At 68.0% G+C, this 23,304-nt stretch carries 23 protein-coding genes; 10 read left to right on the top strand and 13 right to left on the bottom strand.

Translation table 11 applies throughout. The features are described 5' to 3' along the window. Position 1 precedes the first annotated feature (1 nt). Complete coding sequence (locus tag ACIGEP_RS05465) at positions 2-610, top strand: SRPBCC family protein (protein ID WP_396660592.1); 609 nt, start codon at positions 2-4, stop codon at positions 608-610. Continuing rightward, positions 607-1,275, top strand: a complete 669-nt coding sequence (locus ACIGEP_RS05470; protein WP_396660593.1) for a DUF4166 domain-containing protein — start codon at positions 607-609, stop codon at positions 1,273-1,275. Before ACIGEP_RS05465 ends, ACIGEP_RS05470 begins: the two co-directional genes overlap by 4 nt. A gap of 1 nt (position 1,276) precedes the next feature. Here the strand turns inward: ACIGEP_RS05470 and ACIGEP_RS05475 are convergent, their stop codons facing one another. Together ACIGEP_RS05475 and ACIGEP_RS05480 are read right to left on the bottom strand one after the other, a co-directional pair. Further along, positions 1,277-1,525, bottom strand: coding sequence for a DUF4287 domain-containing protein (locus ACIGEP_RS05475; protein ID WP_396660595.1), 249 nt, complete (start codon positions 1,523-1,525; stop codon positions 1,277-1,279). Between the two features lie 31 nt (positions 1,526-1,556). Next, entirely contained in the window at positions 1,557-3,629 is a 2,073-nt protein-coding gene (locus ACIGEP_RS05480) for a type IIA DNA topoisomerase subunit B (protein ID WP_396660596.1), read from the bottom strand. A gap of 194 nt (positions 3,630-3,823) precedes the next feature. On the opposite strand from ACIGEP_RS05480, the gene ACIGEP_RS05485 reads away from it, so the two are divergent. After that, a complete protein-coding gene (locus ACIGEP_RS05485; RefSeq protein ID WP_018186680.1) occupies positions 3,824-4,045 on the top strand; it encodes a hypothetical protein in 222 nt (73 codons plus the stop codon). Between the two features lie 64 nt (positions 4,046-4,109). On the opposite strand, the gene ACIGEP_RS05490 is transcribed toward ACIGEP_RS05485, so the two are convergent. The 5 genes from ACIGEP_RS05490 to ACIGEP_RS05510 form a co-directional block, all read right to left on the bottom strand. Further along, positions 4,110-5,123, bottom strand: a complete 1,014-nt coding sequence (locus ACIGEP_RS05490; RefSeq protein WP_396660597.1) for a sugar-transfer associated ATP-grasp domain-containing protein — start codon at positions 5,121-5,123, stop codon at positions 4,110-4,112. Positions 5,124-5,146: 23 nt separating this feature from the next. Then, complete coding sequence (locus ACIGEP_RS05495; protein WP_396660598.1) at positions 5,147-6,169, bottom strand: sugar-transfer associated ATP-grasp domain-containing protein; 1,023 nt, start codon at positions 6,167-6,169, stop codon at positions 5,147-5,149. Between the two features lie 2 nt (positions 6,170-6,171). Then, a complete protein-coding gene (locus ACIGEP_RS05500; protein WP_396660599.1) occupies positions 6,172-6,876 on the bottom strand; it encodes a coenzyme F420-0:L-glutamate ligase in 705 nt (234 codons plus the stop codon). Continuing rightward, positions 6,873-8,189, bottom strand: a complete 1,317-nt coding sequence (locus tag ACIGEP_RS05505) for an RNA polymerase sigma factor (RefSeq protein ID WP_396660600.1) — start codon at positions 8,187-8,189, stop codon at positions 6,873-6,875. The genes ACIGEP_RS05500 and ACIGEP_RS05505 overlap by 4 nt, the downstream gene beginning before the upstream one ends. Before the next feature lie 221 nt (positions 8,190-8,410). Further along, positions 8,411-9,340: a proteasome assembly chaperone family protein gene (locus ACIGEP_RS05510; RefSeq protein ID WP_396660601.1), complete on the bottom strand. Its 930-nt coding sequence runs from the start codon at positions 9,338-9,340 to the stop codon at positions 8,411-8,413. Positions 9,341-9,426: 86 nt separating this feature from the next. Here ACIGEP_RS05510 and ACIGEP_RS05515 point away from each other — a divergent pair, with 86 nt between their 5' ends. From ACIGEP_RS05515 to sucB, 3 genes are all read left to right on the top strand, one after another. Beyond that, positions 9,427-10,899 (top strand): leucyl aminopeptidase, encoded by a 1,473-nt coding sequence (locus ACIGEP_RS05515; protein WP_396660602.1) that lies wholly within the window; start codon positions 9,427-9,429, stop codon positions 10,897-10,899. Beyond that, a complete protein-coding gene (gene lpdA / locus ACIGEP_RS05520; protein ID WP_396660603.1) occupies positions 10,896-12,266 on the top strand; it encodes a dihydrolipoyl dehydrogenase in 1,371 nt (456 codons plus the stop codon). Before ACIGEP_RS05515 ends, lpdA begins: the two co-directional genes overlap by 4 nt. Before the next feature lie 63 nt (positions 12,267-12,329). Further along, a complete protein-coding gene (sucB, locus tag ACIGEP_RS05525; RefSeq protein WP_396660604.1) occupies positions 12,330-14,045 on the top strand; it encodes a 2-oxoglutarate dehydrogenase, E2 component, dihydrolipoamide succinyltransferase in 1,716 nt (571 codons plus the stop codon). 15 nt (positions 14,046-14,060) lie between these two features. Here the strand turns inward: sucB and ACIGEP_RS05530 are convergent, their stop codons facing one another. Continuing rightward, positions 14,061-15,338, bottom strand: coding sequence for a hypothetical protein (locus ACIGEP_RS05530; RefSeq protein WP_396660605.1), 1,278 nt, complete (start codon positions 15,336-15,338; stop codon positions 14,061-14,063). A 118-nt stretch (positions 15,339-15,456) separates the two neighbouring features. On the opposite strand from ACIGEP_RS05530, the gene ACIGEP_RS05535 reads away from it, so the two are divergent. Continuing rightward, entirely contained in the window at positions 15,457-16,167 is a 711-nt protein-coding gene (locus ACIGEP_RS05535) for a DUF4191 domain-containing protein (RefSeq protein WP_396660606.1), read from the top strand. Positions 16,168-16,175: 8 nt separating this feature from the next. On the opposite strand, the gene ACIGEP_RS05540 is transcribed toward ACIGEP_RS05535, so the two are convergent. Then, positions 16,176-16,604, bottom strand: coding sequence for an RDD family protein (locus tag ACIGEP_RS05540; protein ID WP_396660607.1), 429 nt, complete (start codon positions 16,602-16,604; stop codon positions 16,176-16,178). 131 nt (positions 16,605-16,735) lie between these two features. Between ACIGEP_RS05540 and glnA the strand changes: the two genes are divergently transcribed. Next, complete coding sequence (gene glnA / locus ACIGEP_RS05545) at positions 16,736-18,160, top strand: type I glutamate--ammonia ligase (RefSeq protein WP_396660608.1); 1,425 nt, start codon at positions 16,736-16,738, stop codon at positions 18,158-18,160. A gap of 498 nt (positions 18,161-18,658) precedes the next feature. Further along, positions 18,659-18,838 (top strand): hypothetical protein, encoded by a 180-nt coding sequence (locus ACIGEP_RS05550; RefSeq protein WP_396660609.1) that lies wholly within the window; start codon positions 18,659-18,661, stop codon positions 18,836-18,838. A gap of 1,457 nt (positions 18,839-20,295) precedes the next feature. Here ACIGEP_RS05550 and ACIGEP_RS05555 read toward each other — a convergent pair. Next, positions 20,296-21,159 carry an NPCBM/NEW2 domain-containing protein gene (locus tag ACIGEP_RS05555; protein WP_396660610.1) on the bottom strand — a complete coding sequence of 288 codons (864 nt, stop codon included), beginning with the start codon at positions 21,157-21,159 and terminating at the stop codon, positions 20,296-20,298. Positions 21,160-21,275: 116 nt separating this feature from the next. On the opposite strand from ACIGEP_RS05555, the gene ACIGEP_RS05560 reads away from it, so the two are divergent. After that, the gene (locus ACIGEP_RS05560) at positions 21,276-21,449 is read left to right on the top strand and encodes a hypothetical protein (RefSeq protein ID WP_396660611.1); all 174 of its coding nucleotides are present in this window, start codon (positions 21,276-21,278) and stop codon (positions 21,447-21,449) included. Positions 21,450-21,602: 153 nt separating this feature from the next. Here the strand turns inward: ACIGEP_RS05560 and ACIGEP_RS05565 are convergent, their stop codons facing one another. From ACIGEP_RS05565 to ACIGEP_RS05575, 3 genes are all read right to left on the bottom strand, one after another. Next, entirely contained in the window at positions 21,603-21,734 is a 132-nt protein-coding gene (locus tag ACIGEP_RS05565) for a hypothetical protein (RefSeq protein ID WP_396660612.1), read from the bottom strand. 341 nt (positions 21,735-22,075) lie between these two features. Continuing rightward, positions 22,076-22,345 carry a hypothetical protein gene (locus ACIGEP_RS05570; RefSeq protein ID WP_396660613.1) on the bottom strand — a complete coding sequence of 90 codons (270 nt, stop codon included), beginning with the start codon at positions 22,343-22,345 and terminating at the stop codon, positions 22,076-22,078. Positions 22,346-22,394: 49 nt separating this feature from the next. Continuing rightward, positions 22,395-23,303 (bottom strand): DUF808 domain-containing protein, encoded by a 909-nt coding sequence (locus ACIGEP_RS05575; protein WP_396660614.1) that lies wholly within the window; start codon positions 23,301-23,303, stop codon positions 22,395-22,397. Between the last annotated feature and the right edge of the window lies 1 nt (position 23,304).

The following is a 23,304-nucleotide window of genomic DNA, read 5'->3' on the forward strand; positions in this document are numbered from 1 at the left end:
GATGGGACGGCGCGGCATCCATGTGGAGATCGACATCGCGGCGCCGATGGAACGCATCTGGACGCTGACGCAGGACACCGACCTGCACCCGCGATGGGACGTGCGGTTCTCGCGCATCACCCCCACCGAAACGGATGCCTCCGGAGCGAGACGGTTCACCTACGAGCGCGCGACCCCGCTCCACACCGTCACGGGCACAGGCATCAGCCTCGGCGAGCGACGGCGGCCCGACGGCTCCCGCACGTCCGCCCTCCGCTTCTCCACACGCGACCGGCTCTCCCCGATTCGCGGCGGCCGCGGGTACTGGCGCTACCTCCCCCTCCCCGACGGTCGTGTCCGCTTCGTGACGGGATACGACTACGACGCGGGCTGGGGCCCCCTCGACATCCTCGTGCGTCCGCTCATCGGCTGGGCGACCGCGTGGAGCTTCGACCGCCTGCGCATCTGGGCCGAGACCGGGGTGCCCCCGGAGCGCTGGCCCCTCGGTACGGTCCTCGTCTGGTGGCGCTCGGACCGCCCGCGTGCGGCGCGATGCGGTCGTCGGCCGGCAGGGCGCGACGCTCTCGACGGCGCGCCGGACACCCTCGCCACGCTTCGCGAACCATCGTGACCTCGCTCTTCCGAGCCGCCATGGGCGACGCCTTCGAGCGGCTCCACCCACAACTCCAACGCCGCTTCGACGTCGGCGTGACAGGCGGGACCGCCTGCGTGGGGCGCGGGGTGATGTCCGAGATCAGGCGCGGGCCATGGTGGACGGTACCGTTCCTGCAGATCGGGCGGCTCCGCAACATCCTGGTGCCGGACGTGGGCTCCGACGTTCCCTTCACCATCGCCAACTACCCCTATCTCGATCCGTTCGGACGCGAGACCGTCACGTTCGTGCGGGAGTACCGGGTGAGGGGCAGGGACCGTCGATTCGACGCGACCATGGTGGCGGGGCCCGGCGGGATCGTCGACTACCTGGGCACGCACCAGCACCTCGCCGTCGATCTCGATCTCGCGGCGGAGCCCGACGGTTCGCTTCTGCTCCGCAGCGGTGCACAGCGCTTCTACGAGGGGCCGGTGGCCTTCGCCTTCCCGATGCTCTTCAGCGGCCGTGCGACCCTGCGGGAGCGGTTCGACGACGCCGACGGACGCTTCCACATCGACCTCCGCGTGGACAACGACCGCTTCGGCTTCCTCTTCGGCTATCGCGGGTCGTTCACCTGCGAGTGGATGCCGGCCTCCGACGCTCCGGCGCACCTCAAGCCGCGTCGGCACGAGCGACGTCTCTGAGTCAGGCGTTCAATTTCGCCTTGACGTAGGCGACGATCGCGTTGGCGTGCCCGTGACCCAGTCCGTGCTCCTCTTTGAGGAGCGCAACCGTCTCCATGTGCGTGCGCGAGTCGAGGGCGTCGGCGGCGATGTCGAGCCAGTGCTGGACGGGCTGTCCGTAGGTCTTCTCGATGCTCGGGAAGTAGGACGCCGGACCTTGGAGCTTGTCGCCCGGAGCGATCACGGGTGCGACGACACGGTGGGAGCTCATGCGCACACGCTACTAGCGTCCGGCCAACCGCTCACGCATCGATGCGCTCGCGGTCGAGACGCTCGCTCGAGGTGACGATGAAGTCGCGCCGGGGCGCCACCTCGGACCCCATCAGCAGTTCGAAAACCGTCGACGCCACCTCGGCGTCTTGCGCCCGCACCCGACGGAGCGTGCGTCCCGCCCGGTCCATCGTGGTCGTCGCGAGCTGATCGGCGTCCATCTCGCCGAGACCCTTGTACCGCTGCACCGGCTCCTGCCAGCGCTTGCCGGCCTTCGTGAGCTTCGCCAGCAGCGCGTGGAGTTCCTGCTCGCTGTAGGTGTAGATCGTCTCGTTCGGCTTCGAACCCGGATTGATCACGACGACGCGGTGCAGCGGCGGCACGGCGGCGTACACCCGTCCCTCCTGGATGAGCGGTCGCATGTACCGGAAGAAGAGGGTGAGCAGCAGCGTGCGGATGTGGGCACCGTCGACGTCGGCGTCGCTCATCAGGATGATCTTCCCGTAGCGCGCGGCCTCGAGATCGAAGGAGCGACCGGAGCCGGCACCGATCACCTGGATGATGGCCGCGCACTCCGCGTTCGACAGCATGTCGCTGATCGACGCCTTCTGGACGTTGAGGATCTTGCCCCGGATCGGCAGGAGCGCCTGGTACTCGCTGTTGCGGGCGTGCTTGGCCGTGCCGAGCGCCGAATCGCCCTCGACGATGAACAGCTCGGACTCGGCGACGTCGTTCGTCCGGCAGTCGGCGAGCTTTGTGGGCAGCGACGACGACTCGAGCGCATTCTTGCGACGCTGCGTCTCCTTGTGTGTGCGGGCCGAGATGCGCGCCTTCATCTCGGAGACGACCTTCTCGAGCAGCAGAGCGGTCTGCGCCTTGTCGTCCCGCTTCGGCGAGGCGAACTTCGCGGCCAGCTCCTTCGACACGACGGACGTCACGATGTTGCGGACGGCCGGGGTGCCGAGGATCTCCTTCGTCTGGCCCTCGAACTGCGGCTCCGGAAGCCGCACGGTGAGCACCGCGGAGAGGCCGGCGAGGATGTCGTCCTTCTCGATCTTGTCGTTCGCGCCGACTTTGAGCTTGCGGGCGTTGGACTCGATCTGGCCGCGGAGGGTCTTCATGAGTCCCTGCTCGAAGCCCTGCTGGTGCGTGCCGCCCTTGGGCGTCGCGATGATGTTCACGAACGAGCGTGTGACGGTCTCGTACCCCGTGCCCCACCGCAGGGCGATGTCGACCTCGCACTCGCGCTGCACCTCGGTCGGGACCATCGCCCCGGACGCCTGCAGGACGGGCACCGTCTCGGTGAACGTGCCGGTTCCCGTCAGACGCCACGTGTCCGTGATCGGCGCATCCGGCGCGAGGAAGTCGGCGAACTCCGAGATGCCGCCGTCGAAGCGATAGCTGGTCTCGACGGTGTCCGCGGTGCGCTGATCGACGATGACGATCTCGAGACCGGGGACGAGGAAGGCGGTCTGACGCGCGCGCTGCTCGAGCTCGCCGAGATCGAAGGCGGCGTCCTTCGTGAAGATCTGCCGGTCGGCCCAGTAGCGGATGCGGGTGCCCGTGACGCCCTTCGCGGCTTTGCCGACCACCCGCAGCTCGCTCGACTTCTCGAAGGGCCGGAACCCGGACGACGGCGAATCGCCGTCGAAGGAGCCGGGCTCGCCCCGGTGGAAGGACATCGCGTAGGTCTTGCCTGAGCGGTCGACCTCGACGTCGAGCCGCTCCGAGAGGGCGTTGACGACGGACGCGCCGACGCCGTGCAGACCCCCGGATGCCGCATACGACCCGCCGCCGAACTTGCCGCCCGCGTGCAGCTTGGTGAAGACGACCTCGACACCGGTGAGACCTGTGCGCGGCTCCACGTCGACGGGGATGCCGCGGGCCCGATCACGCACCTCGACACTGCCGTCCGAGTGCAGGATGATCTCGATGCGGTCCCCGTGACCCCCGAGGGCTTCATCGACGGAGTTGTCGATGATCTCCCAGAGGCAGTGCATGAGCCCTCGGGAGTCCGTCGAGCCGATGTACATACCGGGCCGCTTGCGCACGGCCTCGAGCCCTTCCAGGACCTGGAGATGATGGGCGGAATACTCGGCTGTCACGATCTCCCATCGTATGCGCCACCTCCGACACGGAGCCGATCGACACACACGCCGACACCGGGTCGTCACGCACAGCGGACGCATACCGTACGCGCACAGCGAAATGTCACGCAATGGCGGCATACCCGCAACATCCGCGTGGTTGTATTGCCTGACAGTTCACCCGTCATGAGCAGTACGAGGAGGCACCTGACATGAGCACGTCGACCACCACCGAGCCCGGAGCCGTCCTCGAACACCGCCTGACGGCGATGGATCGCTGCGACTCCTGCGGAGCGCAGGCCTACATCGCCGCCGAGGTCAACGGGAGCGAACTCCTGTTCTGCGCCCACCACGGCCGCAAGTACGAAGAGAAGCTCCGCGCCGTCGCCACCTCGTGGCACGACGAGACTGCGCGCCTGACCGAATCGGTCTGAGCCGCGGCATCCCGATCACGACGAAGGCCCCCTGCATCGCAGGGGGCCTTCGCGTGTGTCCGGGTCAGAAGCCGACGGCCGCCTGGTAGACGGGCAGCAGACCGGTGCGCACGCCCGACGCCGACGGCTTCGGTTGGAAGACGCTGGAGTTGTGGTTGCCTTCGATGACGACGGGACCGTTCGCGGTGATCGCGATGTCCCAGCCGACGTAGGGCGCCTCCGGCGTGCGGCGCGCGAGGGCGGCGACCAGGTCGAGGATCTCGCAGTAGAGCGGCACCTGGAATCCCACGATCGGCGTTCCCGTCACCGGGTGCTCGCGATACACGTTGCTGTTCTTGTCGACGCCCGGATACAACGCGACACCGTCGTCGTCGAGCATCGTGAACATGCCGCCCGAGGCGAAGTTGTCGATCACGTCGCCGTTGCCGATGCGCAGAACGGCGGCGAGCAGATGCACCCGATCCTCCGCGTCGAGGAACGTGATCAGGCGCACGGTGTTGACGGCGTCGGGGTAGAGCGCCGACATCGCGGGGTGCTGGACGATGAACTCGTCGAGCACGGTCTGCCCCTTCGCGGTCGCTTCGGCGCGGAACCGTGCGGCGTCGACGTCGGGGGTCACCTCGTGGAGCTCGATGCCGCCGCCGCCGTGACCTTCGTTCGGCTTCGCCAGCACGCGCGGATGCCGCGAGAGGAACGCGGCCAGCTGGGCGTCGTCGACGTCACGCACATCGATCGTCTCGCGACCGAGCAGGTCGGCGTACTCCCGCGCGAACCGGCGCTTGTCCTCGAGCTTCGACCGGCCCTCCGGGGTGTTGTACATCTTCGTGATCCGGAACGACTTGGGGTGCGTCATCCACGTCTTGCGCTCCCGGGCGTTCAGGAGTCGGATGTCCCACACCGCGTAGTCGCGGAAGGCCATGTCGTAGCGCACCGAGCACCACAGCATGTCCGCGATGATCACCGGGAGCGGCGCCTTCGACACGCGCTGCACCGTGCGGGCGAACTCGACCAGGTTGCCCGGTCGGAGCTTGCGCGCGCGTCGGAGGAGGTACTGCAGGCGGACACGGATGCGGCGCATGGCGGTCCCTTCGTTCGGATCGGTCAGAAACGCATCGCGGCGCGATAGCGGGGCAGCAGGCCGCGACGGATGCCGGAGACCGAGGGCTTCGACTGGAAGACACCGGAGTTGTGGTTGCCCTCGATGACGACGGGACCATCGGGGGTGATCGCGACGTCCCACCCGATGTAGGGGAACGCCGGGACGCGACGGGCGAGGCGGTCGACGAGGTCGAGCACCTGGTCGTAGAGCGGCACCTGGAACCCCGTGATGGGTGTGCCCGTTGCCGGGTGTTCCGCAAAGGGACGACCCTCTTCGTCGCTGGCGGCGTGGAGGGCCCGCCCGCTCTCGTCGAGCATCGTGTACATGCCGCCGTTGCTGAAGTTGTCGATGACGCCGCCGTTGCCGATCTTCAGGACTCCGGCGAGGACGTGCACCTCACCCTCCGGGTCGAGGTAGGAGACCATGCGGAGCGAGTTGACGCTCCCAGGGTAAAGGGCCGCCATGTCGGGGTGCTGCACGAGCACCTCTTCAACGAGCGTCTGCCCATCGGCGTGCAGCCGCTGGCGGAACGCCTCGACGTCGTCGATGTCGGTCGAGTCCACCAGTGTGATGCCGTTGCCGCCGACACCTCCCGGGTTCTTCGCGATGATGCGCGGGTGGCGACCGACGAAGGCGGCGAAAGCCGCGGCATCCGTCGTCCCCAGATCGATCCACTCACGTCCCAATTCGGCGCCGAAACGGGTCGCGAATTGGAGCTTGTCGTCGAAGATCGCGCGCTGGGCGTTGTCGTTCAACCGACGCGACAGGTGGAACGACTTCGGGTCGGTCATGTACGTCTTGCGTTCACGCCCCTTGAGGATGCGGAAGTCCCACTCGGAGTAGTTCTCGAACGTCGTCTCGTACCGGACCGAGCACCACGCCATGTCGGCGACGACCCACCACAGCGGCGCCTTCGAGAGCTGCGCGGACTGTCGGGCGAACTGCAGGACCCGCTCCGTGTCGAAGTTCGCGATGCGACGGACGAAGAATCGGGCGCGGCGATAGAGCCTGTTGACGGCGCTCACGGTCACGCCTTCGAGGGGCGGATGATGCCGAGCGGCGTGGACTGGTGTCCTTGGCCGAGCGGGTTGTCCGAGAGGATGCGGACGAGCCGCTGCTCCCCCGCCTTGTCGAGCGTCGATCCGAGGATGTTGCCGCCGATGTCGTTGATGTCGACGACAGCCACGTCGTACGCACCGCCGAGCCGGGACTTCAGGTGCGACGCGACTCCGGCCGGGTCCGTCGGACCGAGCACAACCGCCTTGTTGTAGGGCGGGATCGTGTGCGGGGTCGGACCGTCGATGGACCGGGCCTTGTCACCGGCGATGCGATAGAAGTCACCGCGCCGTCCGAACAGCTTCGTGATCGCTGCGACGCCGGCGGCGAAGAGGATGCGAGGCGTCCCGCATTCCCGCAGCGCCATCTCCATCGTCTCGGGCATACCCAGACCGATGCCGTACTTCGTCTTCACGACATAGCGCGACAGGAAGCGTGCGAGCGGACGCGGGGTGATGTCCTCGACGAGGTACGACCGTCCCTGGGTGATCGCGACGATCTTCTCCGTCACGAAGAGGAGGTCACCGGGCTGCAGTTCGGGCGCCGCGTACGTCGCGACGATCTCGTCGATGTCCTCCCCCGGCATGACGACGTGCGTCCGGATCGGGATCCGGGCGAACGTCGCGCCGTCGACCGCTCGCGTGAGCTCCTTGCCCTCGTTCGCGGCGCCGCTCATTCGAGGTAGTCCCGGAGCGACTGCGACCGCGACGGATGCCGCAGCTTCGCCATCGTCTTGGACTCGATCTGACGGATCCGCTCGCGCGTGACGCCGAAGGTGTCGCCGATCTGGTCGAGCGTCTTCGGCTGACCGTCGCCGAGGCCGAAGCGCATCCGGATCACTCCCGCTTCGCGCTCGCTGAGCGAGTCGAGAAGCGACTCCAGCTGGCGCTGCAGCATCGTGAACCCCACCGCGTCGGCCGGAACGACGGCCTCGGTGTCCTCGATCAGGTCACCGAACTCGCTGTCGCCATCCTCGCCCAGGGGCGTGTGCAGCGAGATGGGCTCGCGGCCGTACTTCTGGACCTCGATGACCTTCTCGGGGGTCATGTCGAGCTCGCGGCTGAGCTCCTCGGGCGTGGGCTCGCGGCCCAGGTCCTGGAGCATCTGGCGCTGCACGCGGGCCAGCTTGTTGATGACCTCGACCATGTGCACCGGGATGCGGATCGTACGCGCCTGGTCGGCCATGGCACGCGTGATCGCCTGGCGGATCCACCACGTCGCGTAGGTCGAGAACTTGAAGCCCTTGGTGTAGTCGAACTTCTCGACGGCGCGGATGAGGCCGAGGTTGCCCTCCTGGATCAGGTCCAGGAACTGCATGCCGCGACCGGTGTAGCGCTTGGCGAGCGAGACGACCAGGCGCAGGTTCGCGCCGAGCAGGTGGCTCTTCGCGCGCTGCCCGTCACGGGCGACCCACTGCAGGTCGAGGCCCAGCTGCGACGACTTCTCGGCCGCCGTCATGTGCGAGAGCTTCTCTTCGGCGAACAGGCCCGCCTCGATGCGCATCGCGAGCTCGACCTCTTCGGCCGCGTTCAGGAGCGGGACCTTGCCGATCTGCTTCAGGTAGTCCTTGACCGGGTCGGCCGTCGCGCCGGTGATCTGCGTCGAGTAGACCGGCACCTCGTCATCGTCGGAGGACGAGATGACGATCGCGCCCGTGGGCAGGGGCTCGGTGAACGCCGGCTTCGCGGGCTCGTCCTCGTCGTCGCCGTCCGCCTTGTCGGCGTCCTTCTTCGCATCGTCGTCCGACGCGTCGTCAGCGGCTTCGACGTCGAGCTCGGCCTCGTCGACCTCTTCCTCGTCGTCCTCGTCGTCCGACTTCTTCGCGCGCGCCTTCGCCGGGGACGCCTTCGTCGCGGCCGGCTTCTTCGCCGCGGCCTTACGAGCCGGGGCCTTCTTCGCCGTGGTGGTCGTCGCCTCAGGCTCGACCGTGTCGGCGTCGTCGACCGTGTCGGCCGCTCGTGTACGGGTGGTCCTCGTGCTCGAAGTCACGTTTCGCCTTTCACCGACGGCACTCCGCCGGGTTTCGGACACTAATAAGACCCTTGTCAAGTCCGTGGACTCGCACGGAAGCGACTCCACGGGCCCGACAACGGGTCATTTCGTCCATTCTCTCATACGTCTCGGATGCATGAAGGACGCACCCGTGTCAACACCGAATACCTTGTGCGCATTCCCCTGCGGGATGCCGCGAGGGCGGTGGCGGCGGTGAGTCAGCCGAGGCCGGGGCGGCGGTCGTCGTCCCCCGATGGGCGATTGGCGAGGAATCGTTCGAGTTCGGCGGCCAGCTCATCTGCCGACGGGAGATCGCCGGTGTGGATGATCGGCTGAGCCTGCGTCGAGCCGGCCATGTACGCGTCGTACCGGTTCTCGAGGTTGCCGAGCATGGTGGTGAGCTCTTCGCTGGCCGACACCTGGTCGTCCACCTTCTCGAGGTACTCGCGGTTCTCCTCGCGAAGGGTGTCGCTGTCGAAGACGAGGCCCGTCGCGACCGAGACGCTGTCGAGGGCCGCGATGGCGGCGGCCGGGAAATCGGTCTCGGCGAGGTAGTGGGGCACCAGCAGCGCGAAGCCCGACACCGAGACACCCGCGTCGGAGAGCCGGTACTCGAGGAGGTGTCCTGCGGTCGAGGGGACCTGCGTGCGCGGCTTCCAGACGGAGTGCGCCTCGGTGAGCTCCGCACGGTTGCCGCTGACGGTGGTCCCCAGCGGCCGGGTGTGCGGCACCGGCATCGGGATCGCGTGCACCCAGGTCACCGACCGCACCTGCAGCCCTTCGGCGAGACCGACCACGGTGTCGACGAAGGCCTCCCACGCGAAGTCGGGCTCGTACCCGGACAACAGCACGAATGGCTGACCGAGCGAGTCGTGCACGAGAGCGAGGTCGAGCCGCGGCGGTTGGTAGTCCTCGAGGTGGTCGCCGTTGAAAGTGATGAGAGGACGACGGGCCCGGTAGTCGAAGAGCACGTCCGGATTGAAGGTGATGACCGGCTGGGGGTCGAGCTCGGCGTGCAAGTGGTCGACCACGCGCGAGACGGCGGACCCGGCATCCGTGAAGCCGGTCAACGCGACCACCAGCGGCAGACCCGCCGGCACGGGCGGCGCGGTCGTGATGCGCTCGTAGAGGGGACCAGACAGGGGCATGACTCCACTGTAGGAGCACGCCCGGAGCGCTCGGCGCGCCCACCGTCCCGCTCTGAGCGAACGCACCCCTCCATAGGATGGAGACCATGCCGTACCCCGAGCTGACCGTGTCCACCTCCCCCGCACGCGACGGCGGCGCCGACGCGATCGTTCTCGCCCTCCCTCCGCTCGATGAGGCCGCCGCGGTCCTCGCCGACTGGCCCGGCGTCGAGGACGTGCTGCGCGGCGTCGGGTTCACCGGGGCCATCGGCACGACGACCCGCGTCTTCGCGCCCGCCGCGACCGACCTCCCCCTCTTCGTCGTCGGCACCGGCGCCGCTGCGTCGGCCGACGCGGTCCGGGATGCCGTGGGTGCCGCCGTCCGCACGACGACCGGCTACGCGCGACTCGCCGTCGCGATCCCGCACGCCGAAGCGCACTGGCGCGCCGCGGCGGAGGGCGCCGTCCTCGGCGGCTACCGCTTCGAGGGGTACAAGTCGTCCGACACGGCGAAGAGCCGCGCATCGCAGGTAGTCCTGCATCTGGGCACGGATGTCGACGCCGCCGAGCTGCGCGCCGTCGACGTCGTCGGCTCCGCCGTGGCGCTCGTGAAGGACCTCGTGAACATCCCCGCCGAATGGTTGGGCCCCGCCGACCTCGCCGAACGAGCCATCGAGGCCGTCGCCGGCCTCCCCGTCGACGTCGAGGTGCTCGACGAGGCGGAGCTCGAGGCGCAGGGGTACGGCGGCATCCTCGGGGTCGGCAAGGGTTCCGACCGCCCGCCGCGCCTGGTCCGCCTCACCTACGCACCCGCGGACGCCGCCCGTCACATCGCCCTGGTGGGCAAGGGCATCACGTTCGACACCGGCGGCCTGTCGCTGAAGCCACCGGCATCCATGGTCGGTATGAAATTCGACATGGCGGGAGCCGCGACCGCGCTCGCAGTCGTGCGGGCAGCCGCCCAGCGGGAATTGCCGCTCGCCGTGACCGCATGGCTGTGCATCGCCGACAACATGCCGTCCGGGCGTGCGACGCGGCCCGGCGATGTGTTGCGGATGCTCGACGGCCAGAGCGTCGAAGTGCTCAACACGGATGCCGAGGGTCGCCTCGTCATGGCCGACGGGCTCGTCGCCGCGAGCCGGACCCACCCCGACGTCCTCGTTGACATCGCGACGCTGACAGGCGCCGTCATCGTCGCCCTGGGCAACCGGCACACGGGCGTCATGGGTGACGACGTGACCGTCGCCCGCTACCTCGAGGCGGCGTCCTCTGTCGGTGAGCCGGCGTGGCAGCTGCCCCTCCCCGATCACATGGAGGACGAGCTCGACTCCCCCATCGCCGACCTCCGGAACGCGAAGGTCGGCGATCCGGCGGGCGGCACGATGTTCGCGGGCCTGTTCCTGCGCCGTTTCGTCGGACGCACGGGAGAGGACGCCGACGCCCCGCGGATCCCCTGGGTCCACCTCGACATCGCCGGCAGCGGCGAGAACAAGGCCTCGCCGTTCGGCTCGACCGACAAGGGCCCGACAGCGGCGACCGTCCGGTCGCTGCTCGCCTTCCTCGAAGCGGAGATCCGATGAGCCGGCGCGAGTTCGACGTCGTCGTCCTCGGCGGCGGCAGCGGGGGGTACGCCGCCGCGATCCGGGCGAGCGAGCTCGGCAAGAAGGTCGCCGTCATCGAGAAGGACAAGGTGGGCGGCACCTGCCTGCACCGCGGATGCGTCCCGACGAAGGCGCTCCTGCACACCGCGGAGATCGCGGACCACGTCCGCGAGGCCGCCGCAGTCGGCGTCGAGGCGTCGCTGACGGGATTCGATCCGGCGCGGATGACCGCCTACCGGGAGGGCATCGTCGCGAAGAAGTACCGCGGCCTGCAGAGCCTGCTCTCCTCACGCGGAATCACCGTCGTCGCCGGCGAAGGCCGGGTGACGGGTGACCGTACGGTGGTCGTCGGTGACGACGAATACGCCGGTGCAGACGTCGTCCTCGCCACCGGTTCACAGACGCGGTCACTGCCCGGCATCGAGATCGGTGGACGGGTCCTCACGAGCGAGACGGCCCTGACGCTCGAGACCATCCCGAACACGGTCGTCGTTCTCGGCGGCGGCGTGATCGGGGTCGAGTTCGCGAGCGCATGGCGCTCCCTCGGCACCGATGTGCTGATCGTCGAGGCGCTCGATCGGCTCCTGCCCGCGGAGGACGCGGCCTCGAGCAAGGCGCTCGAGCGCGCGTATCGCAAGCGCGGCATCCGGACGGCACTCTCGACCCGGTGCGAAGGTGTCGAGCAGCGCGAGGGCACGGTCGCGGTCTCGCTCTCGGACGGACAGGTGGTCGAGGCGGACTACGTCCTCGTCGCCGTCGGCCGCGGGCCCGTCACCGAGGGGCTGGGGCTGGAGGAGGCGGGTGTCCGCCTCGACCGCGGCTTCGTGGTCGTCGACGGCGACCTGCAGACCTCCGTCCCTCACGTCTGGGCGGTCGGCGACATCGTTCCCGGACTCCAGCTCGCGCACCGGAGCTTCCAGCAGGGGATCTTCGTCGCGGAGCGGATCGCAGGGCTCGCGCCGGTGGCCGTGCCGGAATCGACCATCCCCAGGGTCGCGTACTCCCACCCGGAGGTCGCGTCCGTGGGCCTCACCGAGGCGCAGGCACGCGAGACGCACGGCGATCGCGTCGCGACGTACGAGTTCAACCTCGCCGGCAATGCGAAGAGCGAGATCCTGGGGACCGCCGGTTTCGCGAAGGTCGTCCGGGTGGTCGACGGGCCGGTCATCGGCGTCCACCTCGTCGGCGATCGTGTCGGCGAGCTCATCACCGAGGGGCAGCTCGCGATCGGGTGGGAAGCCCATCCCGAGGACATCGCGCCCTTCGTCCACGCGCATCCCACCCAGAGCGAAGCCCTCGGAGAGGCATTCCTCGCCCTCGCGGGCAAGCCCCTCCATACCATCTGACCCCGTCGCACGGGCGACACTAAGCTAGACAGCACATCGCACTTTCTTGAAGGAGACACAGTCATGAGCACATCCGTGGTCCTCCCCGCGCTCGGCGAGAGCGTCACTGAGGGAACGGTCACCCGCTGGCTCAAGAAGGTCGGTGATTCCGTCCAGGCCGATGAGGGTCTCCTGGAGATCTCGACCGACAAGGTCGACACCGAGATCCCCTCGCCGGTGAGCGGCGTGATCGAGGAGATCCTCGTCCAGGAGGACGAGACGGTCGAGATCGGCGCCGTGCTGGCGAAGATCGGTGACGGCTCGTCGGCTCCGGCCGAGTCCACGCCGGAGGAGTCGGCACCCGCCGAAGAGGCCCCTGCCGAGGAGCCCGCTCCCGAACCCGCCGCCGAGGAGTCGGCGCCCGCCGCGCAGGAGTCCCCCGCGGAGTCCGCGCCGGCGGCATCCGGTGACTCGAAGGATGTCGTCCTCCCCGAGCTCGGTGAGAGCGTGACCGAGGGCACCGTGACCCGCTGGCTGAAGCAGGTCGGTGACGACGTCGCCGTCGATGAGCCGCTCCTCGAGATCTCGACCGACAAGGTCGACACCGAGATCCCCTCGCCCATCGCCGGCACCCTGACCGAGATCCTCGTCCAGGAGGACGAGACCGTCGAGGTCGGAGCGGTGCTCGCCCGCGTCGGGTCCGGCGCCGCCGCGGCTCCCGCGGAGTCCGCGCCCGCCGCCCCGGAGGAGAAGGCGACCGAGGTCGAGTCGCCGAAGGCCGAAGAGCCCCGGGCTGAGGAGCCGAAGACCGAGCAGCCGAAGGCCGAAGAGCCGAAGGCCGAGCAGCCCGCTCCGGCCCCCGCCGAGGACACCGCCGAGGAAGACGGCGTCACCTACGTGACGCCCCTGGTCCGCAAGCTCGCCCAGCAGCACGGCGTCGACCTCTCGACCGTCCGCGGCAGCGGCGTCGGCGGGCGCATCCGCAAGGAGGACGTGCTCAAGGCCGCCGAGGCACCCAAGGCCGAGGCTGCTCCGACACCCGCCGCGGCGCCGGCCGCCGCACCGGCGCCGCTCGAGGTCTCCCCGCTGCGGGGCACCACGCAGGCGATGTCGCGACTGCGCAAGGTGCTCGCGAGCCGCGCCGTCGAGTCGATGCAGCAGACTGCTCAGCTCACGACGGTGGTCGAGGTCGATGTCACGAAGCTCGCGAACTACCGCGACTCCGTGAAGAACTCGTTCCTCGAGAAGACCGGTGACAAGCTGTCGTTCCTGCCGTTCTTCGCGCTGGCCGCCGCAGAGGCCCTCAAGGCCTTCCCGGTCATCAACGCGACCGTCGACGGCGACCAGATCGTCTACCCGCCGAGCGAGAACCTCTCCATCGCCGTGGACACCGAACGCGGACTGCTGACACCGGTCCTGCGTGACGCCGGTGACAAGAACATCGCTCAGATCGCCCACGAGATCGCCGACCTCGCCGATCGCACCCGCAACAACAAGCTGAAGCCCGACGAGCTCGCCGGTGGGACCTTCACGCTGACCAACACCGGTTCGCGCGGGGCACTGTTCGACACGCCCGTCGTCTTCCTGCCGCAGTCGGCCATCCTCGGCACGGGCGTCGTCGTGAAGCGCCCGGGTGTGGTGACGGTCGACGGCAAGGACGCGATCAGCGTTCGCTCGTACGTCTACCTGGCGCTGTCCTACGACCACCGCGTCATCGACGGTGCCGACGCCGCGCGCTTCCTCGGCGCCGTGAAGGCCCGCCTCGAGGCCGCACAGTTCGAGGGTCAGCTCGGCGCCTGACACCACCCAGCGGCATCATGGCTGGTCCGCGAGGTCGTACACCTCGCGGACCAGCCATCGCTTTTCCACCCGCACCATGACGAGCACCTGCGTCACCTCCGGTGCGACGATCCGCACCGCCGCCGCGCCGCCGTACTCGTCGACGACCTCGACGGCGTAGTCTTCGCCGACGGCCGCGGCGATCGGTCCGGCCGCGCCCGGATCCTCCCACCACTGCGCACGACACGCCTCGTCGTCGCACCCTACGAGAGAGCCCAGCAGTTCGCGCGCCGCGTAGACGATCTCCGGCGGCCCCTCGTCCTCGGCCCTCTCGCTGGTCGGCGTGACCTCCGGCGTCGGCGGATGATCAGCGGATGCCGACGGCTGCGGCGTCGACGTCTTCTCGGTGGATCCCGCCACCGCGGCCGCCCGACCATCTCCGTCCCCCGATGGCCACACCGCCCCGGCGACGATCACAGCGGTCGCCGCCGCGGCCGCGACCAGGACGACGCGGCGTCGCCCGGCTGCCGACGTACCCTCCCGCCGCGCTCCCGCGCTCCTCCTCTTGCCCGGTCCACGGGCGACCGCGCGCCATGCCCGGCCGACCCGGTCGGCGACGCCCCCATCGACGAGACGGGCGAGCAGATCCTCCACCACGCCGGCGACACCGCTGTGTCGGACCTGGGGCGCCCCGGCGCGCTCGCGTCGCACCGGCGCGACTCCCGCCTCGTGCCGCTCCGTGGGAAGGGGTTCGGGATCGGCCGCCGCGAACAGGGCACCTTCGATCGCATCACTCTCCCGGCGGAGCAGCCGCGGGTCGCTGATCGCGTCAGCCGCGCTGTCGAGCGCGCGCCGCAGCGCCGGATCCGAGGCAGCCGCTGTTCGGAGCATCGCAACCGTGTCCTCGCGCCACCCCGCGGTGCCGGTGAGGGCGAGCACGGGCCTGCCGTCCGCCGTCACCCACCAGCGCCCCGCCGCGGCGTGCAACTCGTCGGCCTCGATGGCTCCCCGGAGCGCGCTCACCGCAAGGGTGACGAGCGCTCCCGGGGAGACGTCACCCTTGCCCAGGACCTCGTGGAGGCGAGCCGGGCAGTGCGGCAGGACGACGCACGGGCCGTCCGGGGTCCCCGCGGCATCCATCGGCGCCAGGATGTGCGAGGGACCGCCCGCCGCCCACGCGGGTGAACCCGAGAAGACATCGACATCGACCCAGAGGGTGGGCGGATCGCCGACCCGGAGTACCCCGGCGTACGGGGACTCGGCTGCCGTCAGCTCGCGCAGCGCCGGCGGGATGTCCAGAGCGATGGGATCCATCTCTCCAGCCTCCGGGGCTCCGCACGGTCGACGACGACGACGTCGCGTGCCGGTGGAGAGCCGGTGTTCGCCGTCGACGTGTGAAGAAGTCGGCGGGTCGCGAAGGTAGGCTGAGCACATGGCATCCCGCAGTACCGCACCTGAGAAGCGCCCCGGATTCTTCTCGCAGATCCGCTCGCTGTACACGTTCACCCGGAGCGAATTCCGGTGGCTGCCGTGGGCTCTCATCGGCGCGCTGCTCGTGGGCGTTCTGTTGGGCGTCGGCATCGGACTCCTGGTCCCGCCCGTGCAGCTCTGGAGCGTCATCCTGTGGGGCGTCAGCGGCGTGCTCATGGGCATCCTGTTCGCGATGATCCTGCTCACGCGACTGTCCACGCGGGTCATGTACAAGAAGCTCGACGGGATGCCGGGCGCCACCGGCCACATCCTCTCGACGGGCCTCGGCCGCAGCTGGGTCACGTCCGACATGCCCGTAGGCGTCAACCCGCGCACGCAGGACGCCGTCTACCGCGCGGTCGGACGCGGCGGTGTCGTGATCATCGGCGAAGGTGCGCGCGGCCGGCTGACGCGTCTCGTGAACGACGAGAAGAAGAAGGTCGCGCGGGTCGCATCCGGCATCAACATCGAGGTGCTGTACGTCGGCGAAGGCGAAGGCGACGTCCACATCTCCAAGCTCGCGAAGACGATCAAGTCGCTGCCCAAGACCGTCGACCGCGCGACGCTCGCCGCCGTCGTCAAGCGCATCGACTCGGTGTCGCAGTCGGTCACCTCGCTGCCGATCCCGAAGGGCATCGACCCCACGCGTGCCCGGGCTCCGCGACCGCGGTAACGCCGCGGTCAGCCTCTGACGAGGACCGTTCCGATGGCCTTGTCGTGGAGTCCGCGCTGATCGGCGTCCCAGATGACGGCCGGCACCACGACCACGAGCAGAGCCGTGCGGACGATGGGCCGCCAGAGGCCCGGCCACCCGCCGCGGGCGAGCTCCACCCGCATCCCGAGGATCCGGTGCCCGGGGCTCCCTCCGATCGTCGGGATGAAGACGATCTGCAGGGCGGCGAAGACGATCATCGGCGCGAAGAGAGTCCAGCCCGCCTGCTCGGGGAGTGCGAACTGGTCGTACCCGAAGAACGCGGTCGCAAGGATCGTCGCCGCTGCGTAGTCGATGAACAGAGCGCCGATCCGGCGGCCGGGTCGGCCGATGCTGCCTCGGCCGGTGGCGGGACGGCCGAGCCGCTCGCCGGGATAGTCGGGCACAGTCGAGGACACGGTCTCAGCGTAATCCGGGGCGCGTAACATCCCCGAAACATCGGGGACACTGCCGGGCAACTGCATCCCGATAGGTTCGAGGGGCGCCTGATCCGACAGGCGACGACACCGCATCCGATCTTGGAGACTCCATGTTCAAAGATTCTTCCGAGGTGCTCGCGTTCATCAAGGACGAGGACGTCAAGTTCCTCGACATCCGTTTCACGGATCTTCCTGGTGTGCAGCAGCACTTCAACATCCCGGCCGCGACCGTTGACGAGGAGTTCTTCACGGTCGGCCAGCTCTTCGACGGCTCCTCGATCCGCGGCTTCGCGAACATCCACGAGTCCGACATGCAGCTGATCCCGGATGTCACGACCGCCTACCTGGACCCGTTCCGCGAGGCGAAGACGCTGATCATGGTCTTCGACATCTACAACCCGCGTACCGGTGAGATCTACGCGAAGGACCCCCGCCAGGTCGCCAAGAAGGCCGAGAAGTTCCTCGCCTCGACCGGCATCGCCGACACCGCGTTCTTCGCTCCCGAGGCCGAGTTCTACATCTTCGACGACGTCCGCTACGACGTTAAGCAGAACCAGAGCTTCTACTTCGTCGACTCCGAGGAAGGCGCCTGGAACACGGGTCGCGTCGAAGAGGGCGGCAACCTCGCCAACAAGACCCCCTACAAGGGCGGCTACTTCCCCGTCTCCCCCGTCGACAAGCAGGCCGACCTGCGTGACGACATCTCGCTGAAGCTCATCGAGGCGGGCCTCATCCTCGAGCGCGCGCACCACGAGGTGGGCACCGGCGGTCAGGCGGAGATCAACTACCGCTTCGACACGATGGTCCACGCCGCGGACGACATCCTGAAGTTCAAGTACATCGTCAAGAACACCGCTGAGGAGTGGGGCAAGGTCGCGACCTTCATGCCCAAGCCGCTGTTCGGTGACAACGGTTCCGGCATGCATACGCACCAGTCGCTGTGGAACGGCGGCGAGCCGCTCTTCTACGACGAGAAGGGCTACGGCGGCCTCTCCGACATCGCCCGCTGGTACATCGGCGGCATCCTGGCACACGCCCCGGCGGTGCTGGCCTTCACCAACCCGACCCTCAACAGCTACCACCGTCTGGTGAAGGGCTTCGAGGCGCCGGTCAACCTCGTGTACTCGGCCGGTAACCGCTCGGCGGCCATCCGCATCCCGATCACCGGCTCGAACCCCAAGGCCAAGCGCATCGAGTTCCGCGCGCCGGATGCCTCGGGCAACCCGTACCTCGCGTTCGCCGCGCAGCTGATGGCCGGCATCGACGGCATCATCAACCGCATCGAGCCCCACGAGCCCGTCGACAAGGACCTCTACGAGCTCCCGCCCGAGGAGGCCAAGGGCATCCCGCAGGTGCCGAACTCGCTGCTCGACTCGCTCGAGGCTCTGCGCGCGGACCACGAGTTCCTGACCCGTGGCAACGTGTTCACGCCCGAGCTCATCGAGACGTGGATCGAGTACAAGATCGAGAACGAGATCCAGCCGCTGGCCCAGCGCCCGCACCCGTTCGAGTACGAGCTGTACTTCGGAGTGTAGCCAGATGACGCGGGATTCCGGGACTTAGTCCGCAGGGAGTCCGCAGAATCTCAGAGAGAGCCCGTCAGCACCACGCTGGCGGGCTCTCTCTGTGTCCGAGACGATCGGTAGGTTTCGGGGAGGGTAGCCTTCTGATCGAGATCGTCTATGTCGTTGGGCTGTTGCTGATCCTGGAAGCCGCAGCGGGCGCGGTGATGGAATCCGAGCGCCTCACCTTACGCAGCGACGAAGGGCTGCCGCCCGGGACGCTCGCTGCTCTAGACGCAACTGGCGAGCGAGCTGCGCTCCGCGCAGTTCGTATCGTCGCGATGGGGAACCTACCGAACGCGATAGTCGCCGCATCCGGTGCGGGGCTTCAGACTCTTGCGAGCGTCGCCCCCGCTCGGCCCTGCGGCGGGGCGGGGGCGGTTTCGTCGTTGCTCGTACATGCGGGGAGCCCGCGGGTCGTCGTCAGCGCACCCCTATCCGCACCTCATCGCACGGCGTACAGTCCGGACTATGGGCGATGGAGAGAACGGCGACAGATCTGCCTCCAAGTACGACGAAGCCTCCGATGATGCGGAGGTGGCGTTGGAGCACTGGGATGATGACGGCGGCACGTATGTGGCCGCGCGCCCCTCGATGAACATATCCAGGGCGACGCAGCCGATCCACATCGCCTCGCAGCCGCCTCTCTGATTCGCAGATTCTGCGAGGGGGGTGTCGCCCGGGGCATTGCTGTGGGATGCTTCCCACGTGTAGTCGCCCGGCCCCCGCTTCTACGCCTGGGGCGCTGAGTGCGCCGAGGATCATCGGGCTGGTCTTCGTGCGTCTACGTCAGCGGGTTCTGGCAGGCCGTATCGGGGCTGGTCGCACGGGATTCCGTCTCCAGGACGGGATCCTCTTGTGATCCTCTGGGGACCGATCGCCAGAGGATCCCGGCACCCCATCGCTTAACATCCAGGACCGGCCTAGTGTCGGGCTTGTGGGAGCCTCGTCTTCTGGGCTGGCGCACCCCCAGAGCATCAGCCGGCGGGGTTCCCACCCACCAACACTGCGACCGGTCGTCGCTAATCCGCCACCCCTCGGCTGTGATGTACGAAATGCTGGCAGAGGGCTTCGGTCTCCGGATCAGATCGAGAGGCCAGTACCCTGGGCCGATGTAGATGACCTACAGGACCGCGCTGACGGTCAGCGCGGTAGTCGAAGGCCACGCCTCGGTGGATCGGGTCGAGGGAGACCCGCGAGGCCTCGTAAAGCACCTCGACCGTATCTGGCACCTCATCGACGAAGCTCGGGTAGCTCAAGAACCGCCGAGCGGCGAGATGCCCGACGATGCGCTCATCGACATCTCATTCACGGATGAGGACATCGCGCTCATACGCTTGCGGGCCGAGGAGAGCATCGTGATCACGCGGTCGATCCTGAAAGACGACTCGGACCCGCAACTTCTCTCGAATCGAACATATGTGCGATTCGCGATTCGCGGCTTCCTGGCACCCTCTTCTCGCGACTCGGGAGGATCAGCCTGGCGTCTGCCGCGGACGGGGAACCATACGGGCGCGTGGAGGTCCGCCGAGCCGGCGAGCGAGTGTTCTACCGGTGCTGGTACCGCGAGATAGAGCTCGACCCCACGGTCATTCTGCGCGCCGCGACCATGAGCGTGCATCGCGCCTACATCGCCACGCTCTCCCCGGGTCGGCAGCCTGGGCGGACTCATCCGAGCCCATCCCAGTAGCTATCAGGTCGGGTTCAGGTTCATGCACGTGCATTGGTCTAGCGTGTGGACTATGTCCACGGGGGAACGACACGGGGGTCCTGTGATGCGCGCAATACTGGACGGCGGTGAAGCGACGTGGGCGTCCGTCCTGCACGCAACAGCCGCAGATCCATCCATCCCTTTACTCACAGCGCTAGCGATCGTTGGGCTGGTGCTTACACGTGAAGAGTGGGCGCGCCGACGCGCCCGACTCTGGACGCGTATCAGCGCGACGACGCGGGAGGCGGGGAATGTGTAAGCGGTACGCGCACCTTTGGGGGCATTTCGGCTGAGGGCGACAGGGTTCCTTAGCAGCGGTGCGATCGGAAAAGCGCTTGATTCCAACGACGACGCCTCTCGGTGCTTGTCGGAAGGCGTCGTCGCTCAGGAAATCGACTCAGTCCTTCGGGTTCACGTTCTGCTTGCAGAGGATCTGTGCGTTGGCCCAGACAGCCTTCACGGGGTCGACGTTGGGCGACACCACTGAAAGTCGAAGGCGCATGGCGTCCCGCACATCCACCGAGATGGCGGTCGGCTTCCCCAGTTTCAGCGGGATGGATGCGTTTGCGGGTGTTATGCCGTCCACGCTGACGAAGCTGGTCCCCGCGCTGGCAGAGGAAGACGTGTCGTCAACGCCTGCGAGGGCCGTGAATGACTTGCACTGGAACGACACGTTCCATTCGGACCACGACGGGCGGTCATTCTTCGAGCGGCCGAGGATTGCCTCCGGATAGTAGACGCCGGCCACCGTCGCGGCCTGAGCATACGGTTCGTACCAGCCGTAGCTCGCCTTCGACTCGACGATCTTCTGGCCGGCGAGCGGGAACCATTTCCACACGGTGGCGGTGCGGCTGCCAGTGGACCGGGCGAGGTCCTTGCCCGTCGTAGTGCCGGGGTAGACGACCCGGTAGGTGGTGCTGCCGAGACCGACCGCCTTGACCTTGGCGGTGAATGTGAGCTTGGAGCTCACGGTTGGCTTCACGCTCAGGTTCTTCCAGCTCTTGCCCGACTTGACCTGAAGGACAAGCTGCTTACCCTTCAAGTTGGCGGACGCCCTCCCCGTGAGAACGATGTTCTTCCCAGCAACGATCGTTTCCCCGCTCGCCGCTGCGATCCTGGACAGCACGACGCCGGTGCGCTCTGCAGCAGACGCCGGACTCGGGGTGGCCAGCAGCCCGAAGCCCACCGCAGCGGCGATGATCGCGACGCCAAAACGCGATCGCGTGGATGCAGATATCTGCATGAGTTCTCCCCAGAACATGCGGGACCCCAGTGACCCCGCGCGCTCGTAGCTTAGGGGTCCGAATCGCGCCGAGACCAGCGTTCATTTCAGCAGTTGCCAGAGCCCACTGGGACCTGCGCCGGAGGGTGGGCTCCATGCACCTGCCCGCCGATCCGTTCGAGGGTGGCGAGCAGCCCAACTGCCCCGCCTGCGGGACGATCATGCGCGACGTCGACGGTGGCTACGAGTGCGGTGGTTGTGGCTGGTTGCAGAAGGTCCCGTGGATCGAACGCCCCACGGGAGCAGGCGACCTTCTCGCGAGCGGTTGAGCCTTCGCGGTCTCGCTGAGGCTCTAGCGCAGCTTCGCCATAGGCGCACGTCGCCGCAACACGTGTCCACGCGGCCACAGTCGAACCGCGGTCAGTAATTGCCGCCTAGCCGCGACCTTTTATCACGGACAAGGTCGATGCCATGACCAGCGATCAGACGCGAGCATTCTCGGTGTCAGCAAACCCACCGCCTATGCCAAAGCGAACGGACAGTACCCGTTCAGCCTGCGCGAACTCACCGAGATCGCCGTCTTCCTGAACACAACGGTGCTCGAGCTTCTGCACTCCGCTGTGCTCCACGAGTACCGACACCCGCAGCTTCCTGGCGTCGACGCGACTGCAGGCCTATACGAAGACATCTGGGCGTCACCAGCTCAATCCCGCTCAGCGGCCACGGCCTACGCCAGACAGTCGCAGTCCGCAAAAAGTCCGCAGAAACCACATTCGCGGACATGACCACCCAACGCTTCACGCCATGGTCTCCGCGGAATTCCGGGCTACACATCCCGCCTCATCACCCGCCATCACGCCTGCAGGAGTACGAGCTGTACTTCGGCGTCTGATCGCACGATCGTGAGGCCCCGCCGGCACTGCGCCGGCGGGCCTTTCGCGTGTCCGATGACGGATCAGAAACCGGGGAGGTTGATGTCCTTCGGATCGACCTCCACCTCGCCGACGTCGTCGGGTCCGCCGGTGCCCGGGGCGACCTGGACCTGGTCCGCATCGATGTCGCCAGCGACCTCATCGGAGACGTGCTCGTCCTGTTTGTGCTGCGTCTCGGTCTCGCTGCCGGGGCTGTACGCGGTGTCGCGGTCCGTCTGGGCGTCCTGCGACTGCGCGGTGGCGGTCGCCTCGGTGGGGCCGTTGTCTGAGGGGTCGATGTTGTCGGTCGTCATGCGGTGACGCTAGGCGCGTCGGCGACGACCACCCCGCCCCTTGACAGTGTCAGTGACCAGCGGATGCCGTGGTGTCGCTGTGCGCACGGTCGTGGCCCCGCAGACGCCCGATCAGCACGATCACTCCGACGATGACGAGCCCGAACAGCAGTCCGACGACGGCGGAGACGACCGTCTCGCCGAACCACACGATGACTGGGCCGGCGGCCTCGAGCAGGTGCTCGACGCCGTGCAGAAGGTCGGTCGTGGCATGCCAGCCCGCCTCTCCCACGTTCTGCAGGACGAGATGTCCGCCGACCCACAGCATCGCGACGGTGCCGAGGATGCTGATCGCGCGGAACACCGCGGGCATCGACCGCACGATCCGGGCGCCGTTGTGACGGACGGTCCTGCTCGGGCTCTTCGCCATGCGAAGGCCGATGTCGTCGATTTTCACGAGCAGGGCGACGGCACCGTAGACGACACCGGTCATGAGCAGGGCGATGACGGCGAGCACCGCGAGGGTTGCCCAGATGCCGAGGCCCTCGTCGATGTTCGACAGCGAGATGAGCATGATCTCGGTGGAGAGGATGAGATCGGTGCGGACCGCGCCGAACACGAGCTTCTTCTCGTCGCGCTCGACCTCCTCCTCCGCGTGCAGATGGAAGCCGAACCACTCGAGGACCTTCTCCGCGCCCTCGAAGCAGAGGAACGCCCCGCCGAGGATCAGGAGGTAGGGCAGGAGCCAGTCCGCGAACGCGGTCAGCACGAGAGCGATCGGGATGATGATCACGAACTTGTTGATCAACGAGCCCAGTGCGATCTTCCCGACGATGGGCAGCTCGCGGGCGGGGGTGACGCCCTGCACGTATTGCGGGGTGACCGCGGCGTCGTCGATGACGACGGCGGCGGTCTTGGAGGACGCCTTGAGGGCGGCGCTCAGGATGTCGTCGACGACGGCCAGCAGTCCAACGGACATG

Source organism: Microbacterium sp. NPDC077663, from assembly GCF_044542795.1.
GTDB lineage: Bacteria > Actinomycetota > Actinomycetes > Actinomycetales > Microbacteriaceae > Microbacterium.